This window comes from Streptomyces sp. NPDC026394 (assembly GCF_055567735.1).
In genome coordinates this window covers 1-12388 of the sequence record NZ_JBVHPX010000051.1, presented here as the reverse complement: position 1 = coordinate 12388, position 12388 = coordinate 1, and the positions used below count along the sequence as shown (strand labels likewise).

General features: G+C 68.5%; 12 protein-coding genes and 1 pseudogene. 12 read left to right on the top strand and 1 reads right to left on the bottom strand.

What is annotated here, in order from left to right:
* Nucleotides 1-91: 91 nt before the first annotated feature.
* On the bottom strand, nt 92-319 hold the full coding sequence (locus ACZ4QV_RS41980; protein ID WP_467764515.1) for a hypothetical protein: 228 nt from the start codon (nt 317-319) through the stop codon (nt 92-94).
* 782 nt (nt 320-1101) lie between these two features.
* On the opposite strand from ACZ4QV_RS41980, the gene ACZ4QV_RS41975 reads away from it, so the two are divergent.
* From ACZ4QV_RS41975 to ACZ4QV_RS41920, 12 genes and pseudogenes are all read left to right on the top strand, one after another.
* A complete protein-coding gene (locus tag ACZ4QV_RS41975; protein ID WP_467764514.1) occupies nt 1102-2055 on the top strand; it encodes an isocitrate lyase/phosphoenolpyruvate mutase family protein in 954 nt (317 codons plus the stop codon).
* Nucleotides 2056-2110: 55 nt separating this feature from the next.
* Nucleotides 2111-3424 carry an LLM class flavin-dependent oxidoreductase gene (locus ACZ4QV_RS41970; protein WP_467764513.1) on the top strand — a complete coding sequence of 438 codons (1314 nt, stop codon included), beginning with the start codon at nt 2111-2113 and terminating at the stop codon, nt 3422-3424.
* A 14-nt stretch (nt 3425-3438) separates the two neighbouring features.
* A pseudogene (locus ACZ4QV_RS41965) lies at nt 3439-4212 on the top strand (beta/alpha barrel domain-containing protein); the annotation flags it as partial.
* A gap of 54 nt (nt 4213-4266) precedes the next feature.
* Nucleotides 4267-4569: a homocitrate synthase/isopropylmalate synthase family protein gene (locus tag ACZ4QV_RS41960; RefSeq protein ID WP_467764516.1), complete on the top strand. Its 303-nt coding sequence runs from the start codon at nt 4267-4269 to the stop codon at nt 4567-4569.
* A gap of 8 nt (nt 4570-4577) precedes the next feature.
* Nucleotides 4578-5813, top strand: a complete 1236-nt coding sequence (locus tag ACZ4QV_RS41955) for a 3-isopropylmalate dehydratase large subunit (protein WP_467764512.1) — start codon at nt 4578-4580, stop codon at nt 5811-5813.
* Entirely contained in the window at nt 5810-6307 is a 498-nt protein-coding gene (locus ACZ4QV_RS41950; protein WP_467764511.1) for a LeuD/DmdB family oxidoreductase small subunit, read from the top strand. Before ACZ4QV_RS41955 ends, ACZ4QV_RS41950 begins: the two co-directional genes overlap by 4 nt.
* A 5-nt stretch (nt 6308-6312) precedes the next feature.
* Entirely contained in the window at nt 6313-7077 is a 765-nt protein-coding gene (locus ACZ4QV_RS41945; protein ID WP_467764510.1) for a class I SAM-dependent methyltransferase, read from the top strand.
* A gap of 44 nt (nt 7078-7121) precedes the next feature.
* The gene (locus tag ACZ4QV_RS41940) at nt 7122-7526 is read left to right on the top strand and encodes a GNAT family N-acetyltransferase (RefSeq protein WP_467764509.1); all 405 of its coding nucleotides are present in this window, start codon (nt 7122-7124) and stop codon (nt 7524-7526) included.
* Nucleotides 7523-8665, top strand: coding sequence for an ATP-grasp domain-containing protein (locus tag ACZ4QV_RS41935; protein ID WP_467764508.1), 1143 nt, complete (start codon nt 7523-7525; stop codon nt 8663-8665). Before ACZ4QV_RS41940 ends, ACZ4QV_RS41935 begins: the two co-directional genes overlap by 4 nt.
* Nucleotides 8666-9832, top strand: a complete 1167-nt coding sequence (locus ACZ4QV_RS41930; RefSeq protein WP_467764507.1) for an ATP-grasp domain-containing protein — start codon at nt 8666-8668, stop codon at nt 9830-9832.
* Nucleotides 9833-9855: 23 nt separating this feature from the next.
* The gene (locus tag ACZ4QV_RS41925; protein WP_467764506.1) at nt 9856-11097 is read left to right on the top strand and encodes an MFS transporter; all 1242 of its coding nucleotides are present in this window, start codon (nt 9856-9858) and stop codon (nt 11095-11097) included.
* Nucleotides 11087-12142, top strand: a complete 1056-nt coding sequence (locus ACZ4QV_RS41920) for a hypothetical protein (RefSeq protein WP_467764505.1) — start codon at nt 11087-11089, stop codon at nt 12140-12142. The genes ACZ4QV_RS41925 and ACZ4QV_RS41920 overlap by 11 nt, the downstream gene beginning before the upstream one ends.
* The last annotated feature ends 246 nt before the right edge of the window (nt 12143-12388 follow it).

Sequence of the window (12388 nt, the reverse complement as noted above, 5' to 3'; positions counted from 1 at the left end):
GCATCGCCCGCCTGCACAACCTCACCCTCACCGGATGACAGGCAAACAAGCAGGTCAGCCTGCATGCCTCAGATCATTTACGGGACAACCTCTAGGAGGGAGCCGACGCCTCCTCGATCAGGCACCAGTCCGAACCGGTAGTGACATGCGTGGCGATCTTCTCGCTGTCGATCAGCCACATGTCCAACCGGCCGGACGCAGCCTCCGCGCCGTGCAGGTGCCACGAAACGACCACCTGCTCAAGACGCCGCCCGACCAGGTACTCAGGACGCACTCCGGCCCCGCGCAAGGGGCACTCGCCCAACCTCTTCGACTCCACCCGGCGACCGTACCGTGAGGCAAAGCCCCAGCTCACACCCTTTTGCGGGACAAGCTTGAGCCAACGATGTGGTCACTACATCGCGCAAGGCCGCGGACACGGCCGCTTTCACACACTGCCCATGCGGTCGCCGGGGGCATCCACGTCAGCCATTTGACCTTGGATAAGGAGCGCTGGCAGGGTCCGCATCGGCGGCCTTCCCCAGTCACTCACTACGTTCGGCTGCCTTTCGACCAGCCTCCCCCGTTCGGAAAACGGTGTCGGAACTCTACGCAAACACACTCACACCGGATCTGGATGCAGAACTCTTGACACCAGCTCAAGATCGAATAGAATTCTGAAAATTCAAGGTAAGCTACTTGATGTGTCACGCCCCAATAAAGTCTGGATCGATGAGCCCGGCCGTGAAGTTCGTTGCATGTAGTTGCCACGCACAGCAGACTCACGCCGTGATCAGTTCACCGGGGCGTTCGGTGGCGCACCGCACCTCGGCTGCTTGGCGGGGGACCGCAGGAATGTCTTGGGGTGCGGCTCTTCTGGAATGAGCTCGCCGGTCAGGCCAGGAGTTCGTAGTTGTGCCGGCCGGGGCGGGGACGGAGGAGTTCGCATTCTGTGTGGGCGTGGAAGATCCAGTACTGCGTGAAGCATCCCTTGCTGACAAGGGCCGGAAGGTCAGGACGGTTTCGGCTTCAGGGGCGGTCCGCCGGCTGCCGGTGATATCGAGTCGGCCGGCCGCCGGATGACGTGCCGCTCCTCCAATTTGTCAGTTTTTGTTTCCGGTCATGGGTGAAGAACATTCGTCGACAGGGGGAAGATTCAGTATTTCCACCATAGGCAACGAGACCCGTTTGGCGACGCTTCGGGAGTCGCTTGCCCGAGAAAAGCTCGTGCGCATCGTCGAGGTGCACAGTCCGCTGGCTGCCGTCATCGCGGAACATGCCCAGGGAATAGGGCCGGACAAAAGGGAGTTTCACGGCTTCTGGTCGAGTTCGCTGACCGACTCGGCACTGCGTGGTCTCCCGGACGTCGAACTGCTCAACATGGAACTGCGGTTGTCCTGGATCGACCAGATCTTCTCCGTAAGCACGCTGCCCCTGGTCATGGACGGAGACACCGGAGGACAGACGCTTCACTTCGAGCACATGGTAAAAGCGATGGAACGTCGTGGCGTCTCGGCCGTGGTCATCGAGGACAAGTGCGGAGCGAAGCGAAACTCCCTGCTGCCGGGCGACGGACTGCACACGATGGCCCCGGTCGACGAGTTCTACGAGAAGATCTCCCGCGGAAAGGCCGCGCAGTCCTCCACCGATTTTATGATCATCGCGCGGCTGGAAGGGCTCATCACCGGCCTGCCGAGACAGGAGATCCTGGACCGTGCCGGCGCCTACGTGGCGGCCGGTGCGGACGGTCTGGTGCTGCACAGTCGCATCTCGGACGAGGCACCCGTGCTCAACCTCGCCCGCGAGCTGCGCAGACGGCACCCCGGCACCCCCCTGGTGGCGATCCCCACGGCCTACCCTTCCGTGACCGAGGACGAACTGCACGCCGCGGGCTTCAGCCTGATCATCTACGCCAACCAGATGCTCCGCGCGGCGACCAGGGCGATGGAGGAGGTCAGCCACCGCATCCTCGACCACGGCCGGGCCCTGGAAGCCGGGGAGGTGTGCATCGAGACCTCGAAGCTCCTTTCGATGCCCGACGACAAGAGACCCATCGTGCGTGCCCCGCGCGACTGACCGAAGGAGCCGACGATGCCCGCACAGCGCAGGAAACAGCTGGTCATGGGTGCCTATGTGTCGTACGGCACCGGTCACCACGCCGCCCTCCTGGCGGCACCCCGCAAGCGACACCACGGCCACGCGCAATCTCGACCACTACGTCGAGGTGACCCGACTCGCCGAGCACCACCTGTTCGACACGCTGTTCCTGTCCGACGCCCCGGCCGTGTTCAACGACGATCGAGCTGGCTTCGGCGGACGGGTGACCTTCTTCGAACCGCTCACGCTGATGAGCGCGCTGGCCATGGTCAGCCGGCACATAGGCCTGGTGGCGACGTCCTCGACCACGTACAAGGAGCCTTACAACCTCGCCCGCGAGCACGCCAGCCTCGACATCATCTCGCGGGGGCGCGCCGCCTGGAACCTGGTGACCACGTCGAAGCTCGCGGCAGCCGCGAACTTCGGGATGCCGGCCCACCCCGCGCACGCCGAGCGTTACCAGCGGGCGGACGAGTTCATCGACATCGTCCGCGGGCTCTGGGACACCTGGGAGGACGACGCGTTCCCCGCCGACAAGGCCAACGGCCGGTTCTACGACCCCGCCAAACGGCACCGGCTACGTCATCACGGCCGCGTCTTCTCGCTGGACGCGGAACTCAACGTCTCGCGGCCACCACAGGGCCACCCGGTCATCGTCCAGGCCGGATCGTCCGAGACCGGCCGCGAACTGGCCGCGCGGACCGCCGAGATGGTCTTCACGGCCCAGACGGACCTGGAATCCGCCGTCGCGTTCGCGAAGGACCTCGACCGGCGTGCGTCCCGTTACCCGAGGCTGAACCCGGGCATCATCATTCTTCCCGGCCTCACCGTGTACGCGGGCAAGACCGGGAGAGAGGCCCAGGAGAAGGTCGAGGAGTTGCAGTCGCTCATCCGGCCGGAGTTCGGCCTGAGCATGCTGTCGGATCTCGTCGGCGGATTCGACCTGTCCGGGTGTGACATCGAAGGGCCGCTGCCGCAGCTGCCACCCAGCAATGCGAACACAAGCCGCCGCGCGCTCATAGAAAAACTCGCCTATGAGGACGGCCTGAACATACGCCGGCTGTACGAGAGAATGACCACCTCCCGTGGCCACATGACCCTCATCGGCAGCTATGACACGGTCACGGAAGAAATCATCCGGTGGTTCGAGCACGGCGCCGCCGACGGATTCAACATCATGCCGCCGCTGCTTCCGAAAAGCCTCATCGACTTCTCCGAGAACGTTCTTCCCCGGCTCCAGCGTAGAGGGGCCTTCAAACGCCGGTACCGGCCGGGGACACTGCGCGACAAACTGGGGCTGCGGCGCCCCGGGAACCAGCCACGCGACCGAGAACTTCACCACTCCTGAAAGGGAAGACCATCATGCGCGATGACCTGATCCTTGAGGACACCACCCTGCGCGACGGCGAGCAGACTCCCGGGGTGGCCCTGTCCGCGGAGAAGAAGGTCAAGATCTTCAACGCCCTCGTCGACGCCGGCGTGCGCTGGATCGAACCCGGCATTCCGACGATGGGCGGCGAGGAGGTCAAGGCGCTCAAGGAAATGCTTGAGCGCCGCGACGAGGTCACCCTCATCGGCTGGAACCGCGGTGTGCGCAGTGACGTGCAGAAGACCATCGACCTGGGCTTCCGGGCGGTGCACATCGGTCTGCCCACCTCCGACAATCACCTGAAGAACTCGGTGCGCAAGGACCGCGCGTGGCTGCTGGCCACCGCGCAGGACATGGTCAAGATGGCCAAGGACCAGGGCTGCTTCGTCAGCATCAGTGCGGAGGACATAGGGCGGACCGAGATCGGGTTCCTCAAGGAGTACGCCGTCGCCGTCGCCGAGGCGGGAGCGGACCAGCTGCGTCTGTCCGACACCATCGGCATCCTGTCACCCAGCCAGTAAGCCGAACGGGTCCGCGCCATCACGGGCGTCTGCGACATCGACCTCCAGGCTCACTGCCACAACGACTTCGGAATGGCGGTGGCCAACACGCTGGCCGCGATCGAGGCCGGGGTGCGGTACTTCCACGTGACGGTCAACGGCATCGGCGAACGGGCCGACATGGCCGACCTCGCCCAGGTGGTGATGAGCCTGCTCCAGTGGTACGACGTCGACCTCGGTATCGACACCGGCCGGCTCACCGCACTGTCCCGCCTGGTCTCCCAGGCCTGCGGCTTCCCCTCCTCACCGTGGCAGCCGATCGTGGGGCCCAACGTCTTCGCGCACGAGTCCGGCATCCACACCACCGGCATGCTCCGGGACACCTCGACGTTCGAGCCCTTCCCCCCGGACCGGGTCGGCGGCGAACGCAAGCTGCTCGTGGGCAAGCACTCCGGACGCGGTGTGATCGCCCACGCACTCGGCGAGGACGGTGCCGGCCTGGAGGCGGACGTGCTGGACGACCTGCTGCGGGAAGTGCGGGCCGAGGCCATCGCCACCGGTGGGACCGTCCCCGCGCACCGTCTGCGCGAGATGGCCGGCAAGGCCCGCGCCGCGCAGCGCTGAGGACCGGGATGTCAGGCGAACTCCAAGACGGCACCCCGCTGGCCGAACAGATCATCGCCGGCCACCTGATCGGCGACGAGGGCCCGGTCGCACCGGGCCGGCTGGTCACCGTCCGCCCCGACCGGGTGTACGTGCAGGACGGCAACGCGCCCACCATCGCCAGGCTGTACGAGCAGCACGGCTTCACGAAGGTCTTCGACCCGGAACGGGTGAGCTTCGCCTTCGACCACTCCGTTCTCGTGGCCGACGTCGACATGGCCGACCGGATGAAGGAGGCGGACAGGTTCGCGGCGCGTCTCGGGGTGGACGTACGCGCACGCGGCCAGGGAATCAGCCATGTGCTCGCCGCCGAGGTCGGCTGGTTCTCCCCGGGCGCACTGGTCCTGGGCTCCGACTCGCACACCTGCGTGGGCGGCGCCTTCGGGGCGCTGGGGCTCGGCATGGGCGCCTCGGACATCGTCGCCGCGATGGTGACGGGAACCACCTGGCTGCGGGTCCCCGAGACCGTCGAGGTCAGGTTCACCGGCACCCCGGCCCGGGCCACCCGGCCGCGGGATGTGCTCCTCACCCTGTTACGGGACAAGGGCCAAGAACCCTTCCTGTACCGGTCGGTGGAGTTCACCGGTGAGTGGGCGCGTGCGCTTTCCGGCGACGCGTCCGCCAGCCTGGCCAGCCTAGGCGTTGAACTCGGCGCGAAGTGCGTGTTGGTCCCCGACGAGCAGGGGACGATCCCCACCGGGGCGGCGGCGGGACCGGCCCGGGTCGACTTCGACATCAGCGGTCTGCAGCCGACGGTGGCGCTCCCGTACCTCCCGGCCCGGACCGTGCCCCTCGACGAGGCTGCGGGCACCGTGATCTCGTACGTCTTCGTGGGCAGCTGCACCAACAGCCGGCTGGAGGACATCGCCGAGGCGGCCGCGGTCGTGCGGGGGCATCGGGTGCGCCCCGGCGTTCAGTTCGTCGTCACCCCGGGCTCGAACGCCGTGTACCGGGACGCCCTGCGCGCTGGCTACATCGAGACCCTGATGACCGCGGGTGCCGTGGTCACGCCGGCCGGCTGCGGCGCCTGCGTGGGCACCCAGGGCCCGCTGCCCGCCCGGGGCGAGAACGTGCTGTCCACCATGAACCGCAACTTTCGCGGACGGATGGGCAATCCGGAGGCCGACATCTACCTGTCCTCACCCGTCGTGGCCGCCGCGACCGCGTTGTCCGGTGTGATTCCCCGCGTGGAGGACCTGCCGTGACGCACACATCGACACACCGGGTACGCCGGGTCGCGGGTATGGTCTCGACCGACGACATCATCCCCGCCCGATACAAGCACATGCACACCGACCCGGAGCTGCTCGCACCGCACCTGTTCGAGGCGCACCTTCCCGGGTTCGTCGACACCGTCGAGCCGGGGGACGCGATCATCAGCGACTCCGTCTTCGGCATCGGCAGCTCCCGGGAACAGGCCGTATCGACGCTCCTGGCCAACGGGGTCGGCCTGGTGATCGCCCCTCGCTTCGGGCGCATCCTCTTCCGCAACTGCTGGAACCTGGCCCTGCCGGCCATCGAGACCGACACCGCCCGCCTGGTCGAGGGGATGACCATCTCCCTCGATCTCGAACGTGGGGAGATTCGGTGCGAGGGCACGACGCTCTCCACCTTTGCGCAACCGCCGCCCCTCCTCCTGGAGATGATCAGCCAGGGCGGACTCCTGTCCCGTGTGAAGACCCGAGTTTCCGGAGAGTAAGCCACTTGTCCACATCGGAAGCCAAGTTCGACGGACTGGCCAACAACTACGATCAGGCTCGGCCGCGCTACCCTGCCGAACTGTTCCAGTACCTCGGCGAGTACCTTCCGAAGACCGGCCGGCCGAGGGTCCTCGACGCCGGATCGGGCACCGGCATCGTCCTGGAGGGGCTGCTGCCGCACCTGCCCGCCGACGCGACGGTGCACGCGGTCGACGTGTCGACGGACATGATCCGTGTCGGACGTGGGAAGTTCCCGCAGGTCGTATGGCATGAGGGAACGGCCGAGGGCTACCTCGCCTCGTGCCCGTCCGCCTCCCTCGATCTCGTGGTCGCCGCCCAGTCCTACCAGTGGATGGACCGGGCCGCTTACGTGCGCGAGGTCGCGAGGTGCCTGGGCCCCGCCGGGGTGTGCCTGGTAGTCCAGAACAACCGCAACCACGCGGCCGGCGGTTTCGCCTCCGCGTACGAGGACTTGCTGGAGGAGCTCTCGCCGGGCTACAGCCGTTCCTACCGCAGTTTCGACATCGCCGCCGAACTGGGCTGGGTGTTCACACAGGTGGAGCGCCGGGCGGCCGACTGGAACCAGACGCTGACGGTCGAGGAATTCGTCGCCATGAGTTCCTCCTCCACGCAGGCCCAGCGGGCCGTAGCCGCTGTCGGTCCGGTCTTCTACGACCGGGTGCGTCAGCTGTGTGCGCTGCACGAGGCTGGCGGACGAGTGGAGCTCGCCTACGTCAGCGAGGCGTTCTACGCGCTCCGACCGCGATGATCACCGTCCGGATCCGGCATGCACGTGCCGCGGACGCCACGTCCGTGGCACACCTCGTCCAAGAGATCTACCGGCCTTTCACGGCGAGGTTTCCGCCGACCGCTCTGAAATGGTCCGCCGAGACCGTCCGCGCCTGCGCCTCCTCCTGGCTGATGGCCCACAGGGAGGAGGAACTCGTGGGCGTGGTGCACCAGATGCCGGATCCGGCGGGACACACCCTGGACGCCCTGTCCGTCAGCGTCACCTGGCGCCGGCGCGGCATAGGGACGCAACTGGTCGCCGCCGTCGAGGAACGGGCCCTCGGCCTGGGAATATGCCGGATGGTCATCGCCCTGCGCGACAGCCTCGGCGCCAACATCGCGTTCTTTACCTCCCTGGGGTACCGGCCGGCACAACCGTTTCCCCCGGCCCACCACCTGTACGTCAAAGAGATCGGTGCACACGAGTGACTGTTGTCTGTCTGGGGTATCGAGCAGGGTTCGTCGAGGCGGCTCGGCGGCGGAACCTGGACCTGCACTTCGTCGTAGACAAGCTCAAGCCGGGGCTGAGCGGCCTGTCCTGTACGAGGGTCACCGACCTCGCCGACGGCGAGGAGGTCCTGTGTGCCGTGACGGAGTATCCGGGCGGTGACATCAGCGCGCTCGTCACCGGCCATGAGCACCCCATGTTCGCGGCGACCGTAGTGTGCTCGGTGTTCCGGCTGCCCGGCGGCACCGACCCGGCGCGGTGCCTGAGATTCCGCGACAAACGGATCCAGAAGCGTGCTGTGTCCCCGGCCATTGCCACGGCCGGGTGCGAACCCGACTACGCGGCACTGGCGGAGTGCCTGGGCGCGACCTTCGTGGTCAAGCCGGCGGACGGTTTCGGCTCCCGGGCCACGGAGGCCGTCCACAGCCAGGCCGAACTCGACGACTACCTGCGCCGCCATCCTTTCGTCTCCGACGTCCGGACGGTGGCCGAATCGTTCGTCGAGGGACGCGAGATCCACGTCGACGGCGTGTGGTGGGAAGGCCGCCTCGTCTGGGCGGCGGTGTCGAGCTACCTCGACCCGCTGATGGGATGGACCCGGGGGAAGGCGGTCGCCGACGCACCGCTCGGCCCCGCCGAGAACGAACTGGCCGACCGCGCGACCCGATTCGCTTCCGACGTGCTGCTCCAGCTGGCCGCCCCCGACACCGTCTTCCACCTGGAGGCGTTCGTCAGACCCGACGGGGAACTGGTCCTGGGCGAGGTGGGGGCGCGGCCGGCCGGTGCCCTGATTCCCGAGGTGCTGCGCATGACACACGGAGTCGATCTGTACGGGGCCGCGATCGACGTCGCCCTCGGTCGGGCGCCCGAGGTACCCGGCCGGGCGAGCGAGCCCGCCGACCTGTTCGGCTGGATCTACCTCGTCCGCAGCCCGAACCGGGACCTGACGGAGGACTCCTTCCGCGACCGCTTCGAGCTGGTCGAGCTGGACTACCCCGCGCCGGAGAACGGCCGGGAGGGCGTCTACGGCCGTTGCGGACATGCCATCGTCAAGGCGGCGACCCACAAGGAACTGATGCACGAACTGCGTGCGATAGCCGACTTCAACCGGAGCGCCTAAGTGTCGCAATCCAGGACCCGCGTGCTCGTGCTCGGGCGCGACAAGGAATGGGCCCGCCGGGCCATGGACACCTTCTCGGAGAACCACGATTTCGTCCGCCTCCCCGCCGGGGCGGAGCGCAACGGCGGCCTGCCGGGCCCGGGCCTCCTGCGCGCCGCCGACGAGCTGATGGCCCGCCGGCCGTTCGGCGCGGTGGTGGCGACGAGCGAAAGCACCATGCTCGCCGCCGGATCCCTGCGCAGCCAGTACGGCCTGCCGGGACTCGACTACACGCAGAGTCTGCTGGTCACGAACAAGTGGCGGATGCGCGGCAGGCTCGGCTCCGTGGTGCCTTCCCCTCGTGCCTGGCTGTCCGGACGGTTCCTTGCGGGCAGGCCGGAGGAGGGGACCGACGTCACCGAGGTGGTCGTGAAGCCGATCGCCTCCTCGGCATCATGCGGCGTGCGCCGGATGCCGGTCGACGAGGCGCGTGCCTGGCTCGCGGGCCAGGACGGCCTGTGGCTGGTCGAGGAGGCCGTCGCGGTCGAACGTGAATTCCACTGCGACGGTGCCTTCCACGACGGACGGGTCTCCTGGCTGGTGATCTCCGAGTACGACCGGCCGGCGCTGCAGACCGCCGGCACCTGGGGCACGTCGTTCCTGCGCCGCGCCGATCCGCTGCGGCCCCGGCTGAGCGGCCTCACCCACCGGGTGGTCGAGGAACTCGGGGCCGGCGGCGGTGTCTTCCATGTGGAGTTCCTGTACGACGGTGCCCGCCTGACCTTCGGCGAGGTGGGTCTGCGTCCGGCCGGTGCCGGCTGGGGGGAACTGCTGCGCGTGACGACCGGAGCGGACATCTGGGGCGCTTTTGTGGCCGCGCAGCTCGGCATGGACAGCGGTTTCGCGCCGATGCGTCCGGCGGCGGAGATCAGCGGGATGCTCTGGGCCCGCCCCAACCCTGACGGCAGCCTGCCGCTGCCCGCCTCCCAGGCCGGCCGGTTGCCCGGCGTCGTCCTCGTCGGCGAGGGGAACAGGGCCCGTGGTGCCGGTCCGGCGAACTCCTGCGACTTCGAGTACCGCGTCTGCTTCGAGGGACTGACCCCCGAGGGGGTCAGCCGGCTGCGTGCCGCCGTCACGGCCACGAGCGGCGCCGGGCCGGTGGCCGCGGGGATCGGCACGGCCGAATGAAGCAAGAGGTATTCCCTCGGTCTGTGCGCAGCGGCAGGTGGCTGCTCGCCTTCTTCTGCACCAGCAGTGTCGCCGAGACCCTCCAGGCGGTCGCCATCATGTGGGCCTCCTACCGCCTGAGCCACAACGCGGTGGTGACCGGGGCGATGAACGCCGCGGCGTACTTGCCGGGTGTCGTGCTGGGGCTGATCGTCCGCAAGAGGGCCGACTCGGGGGACGCGGCGCACCGGCTGTCCGTGACGAACTGGGTGCTGTTCGCCGGATCGTCGCTGCTCACCCTGGTATGGATGGCCGGCTCGCCTCCCGGTCCGGCTCTGGGCGCGTTCGCCGCCGTGCAGTGCAGCCTGAGCTTCGTCAAGACGATGAACAAGGCGCACGCGGGGCGGTTCATCCGCCAAGGGTACGCGGCGTCCGATGCCGTGAGGCTGCGTCAGCGTTCCACCTCGTTGGCGCAGGCGGGCGGGGCAGTCGGCGGTGGGGCCGCAGGCGTGCTGCTGGGGATCGGCGCGGTCGGCTGGTGCTTCGCCCTTACGGCCCTTCTCTACCTGGCCGGACTCATGGCCGTGCGGCGCGCCACCCCGTCGTTTCCGCGCAAGGCCAATGGCATGCCGGTGGCTGCGGCCCCGCCGACGGCGCGGGAGACCGGGCCGGCCGCGAGGCCGGGCCGGGAAGAGCGGGGGAGAAGCCCGTCGGCCGGTCCGCGGGTCCTGCGCACGATCCTTCTGTACTCGTTCCCCAGCAGCGGCGCACTCCCCTTCCTGTCCACCGTTGCCGTTCCGCTGGCGCAGACGGTGTCGCCCGGGTCCGGCGACTTCTACGCGGTGCTCAGCGTGGCCGGCATGAGCGGCGGATTCCTCGCGGGCACGGCGTTGGCCAGCGGGCGGTTGTCGTCGGACCTCGTCCTGCGGACCGCCTTTCCCGCCGGCGCCGCGTTGGCCGTCGGCATCGCCGCCATACGCTGGCCGGCCGTCGTCGTCATGCTCTTCCTCGTACTCAGCGCCGTCGTCACCACTCATGTGATGGTGATGCAGGTGCTGACCAACCAGGCGCCTCCCGAGGACGAGGTGGGCCGGTTCACGGTGGTGCGCAACGCTGTCGCGGGGGTCGCCAAGTGCGGTGGCGCGCTCGTGGCCGGCTGGCTCGTCGAAGCACTCGGCCTCACCGCCGCCTGGTTCGCGCTCGCCGTCGTGCTGGGCGCGGCCGGTTTGAGCTGGTGGGGCGTGCGACGCAGCAGAGAGATGGAGGAACTGGTCGGTGCGGACTAAGACGGCGTTCATCGACTACGTACGGCGCAAGCGTCTGGATCTGGTACGCGCGGACGCTCCGGCCGAGGCAGCCGGCGAAGCTCTGGCCCTGCTGGGCCTTGACGACGCCACGCTTGCCAGGTGGGCGGCGAGCGAGTCCGTACTGGTGTCGCTGCCGCACGCCAGTCCCAATGTCTTCGACCCGCGCACACGAGTCTGCTGGTACGCGGGGCACGTCCAGCGACAGGACCCGAACCCGGCCCACCACGTACGCGTCGTCCTCACCCACATCAACTTTTCGGACCTCGGCTGGCGTCCCTACGCCTGGTGGTACCTCGGCGAGGACGGGCAGATGCGCTGCCACCGTCAGTTCTCCCGGAACAAGAAGCGCAAGCACGTGACCGTCGCGAGCCGGCCGCCGATGGACGTCATGCCGGAGGAATCGGGCCCGGCCGATCTCGACGCGTCCCGGGCCGCCCGGTGGGGAGCGGACCTGGCCGTCTCCTACATGCTGCTCGGCTCGGTGATCGAACGGGCGGCCGGCATGGTGTGGGGGCAGACGGTGACCTACCTGCCGCTCTCCCTGCTCGTCTCCTTCGTACGAGAACAGGCGGCCGCCCCCTCGTCCGCGACCGACGAGCCGCTGCTCACCTGGTGCCGTCTGCTCACCGACCGGGCGCAGGGGCGGCGGGCGGGTCCTGACGGCGTACTCGTGGATTGCCCGGTACGACAGGCGACCGTGTTCGACAACTACAGCAACCTGGCGATGCTCGCCGTGCTGGGCGACTGCCACGTACTGGGCGGCGCCAAGATGGCCGACTACTGGCCGTATGTCGAACACCGCCTCGGCACCCTGCGGCAGGCAGCCGCCGAGGACATGCGCGACCCGAGGGCCGCGGTGGTCCCGGATGTCGATCTGCTCCGGTTCGCCGGGCCGTCACCGGCGGTCGCGGCGCAACTGGAGCGCCAGGGCGTGCCGTACAGCCAGGGACTGGCGGTCGCCGAGCACGGGGACTTCGCAAGGCGGATCGACCCGTTCGACCCGACCGGGCCGGTTGCCCGGTGACCCGGTGACGTGGCGGATCCGGTGGCGAAGGGTCCTGCGACCAGCCCTGGTCGGCCCGCCCCACGGGTGGCGGCGGACAGATCGCGTCCGTCAACGGCTTTCCGGTGCAGGCTCTGCGGGTAGGCGACCTAGGCCTAATGCTGTTGCTTTGCGACCTTGCGGGTTGAGGTCTGCGGATGCGGACGGCTCGTGCTCCGGCGAGGGTGGGTTGGGGCCAGGTGCGGTGGCCGGCACGTTTGAGCCGGT

Excerpts from the sequence above, each read along its gene's own strand:
- ACZ4QV_RS41955 (WP_467764512.1), top strand. The coding sequence starts at position 4,578 with ATGTCAGGCGAACTCCAAGACGGCACCCCGCTGGCCGAACAGATCATC.
- ACZ4QV_RS41970 (WP_467764513.1), top strand. The coding sequence starts at position 2,111 with ATGTGTCGTACGGCACCGGTCACCACGCCGCCCTCCTGGCGGCACCCC.
- ACZ4QV_RS41975 (WP_467764514.1), top strand. The coding sequence starts at position 1,102 with ATGGGTGAAGAACATTCGTCGACAGGGGGAAGATTCAGTATTTCCACC.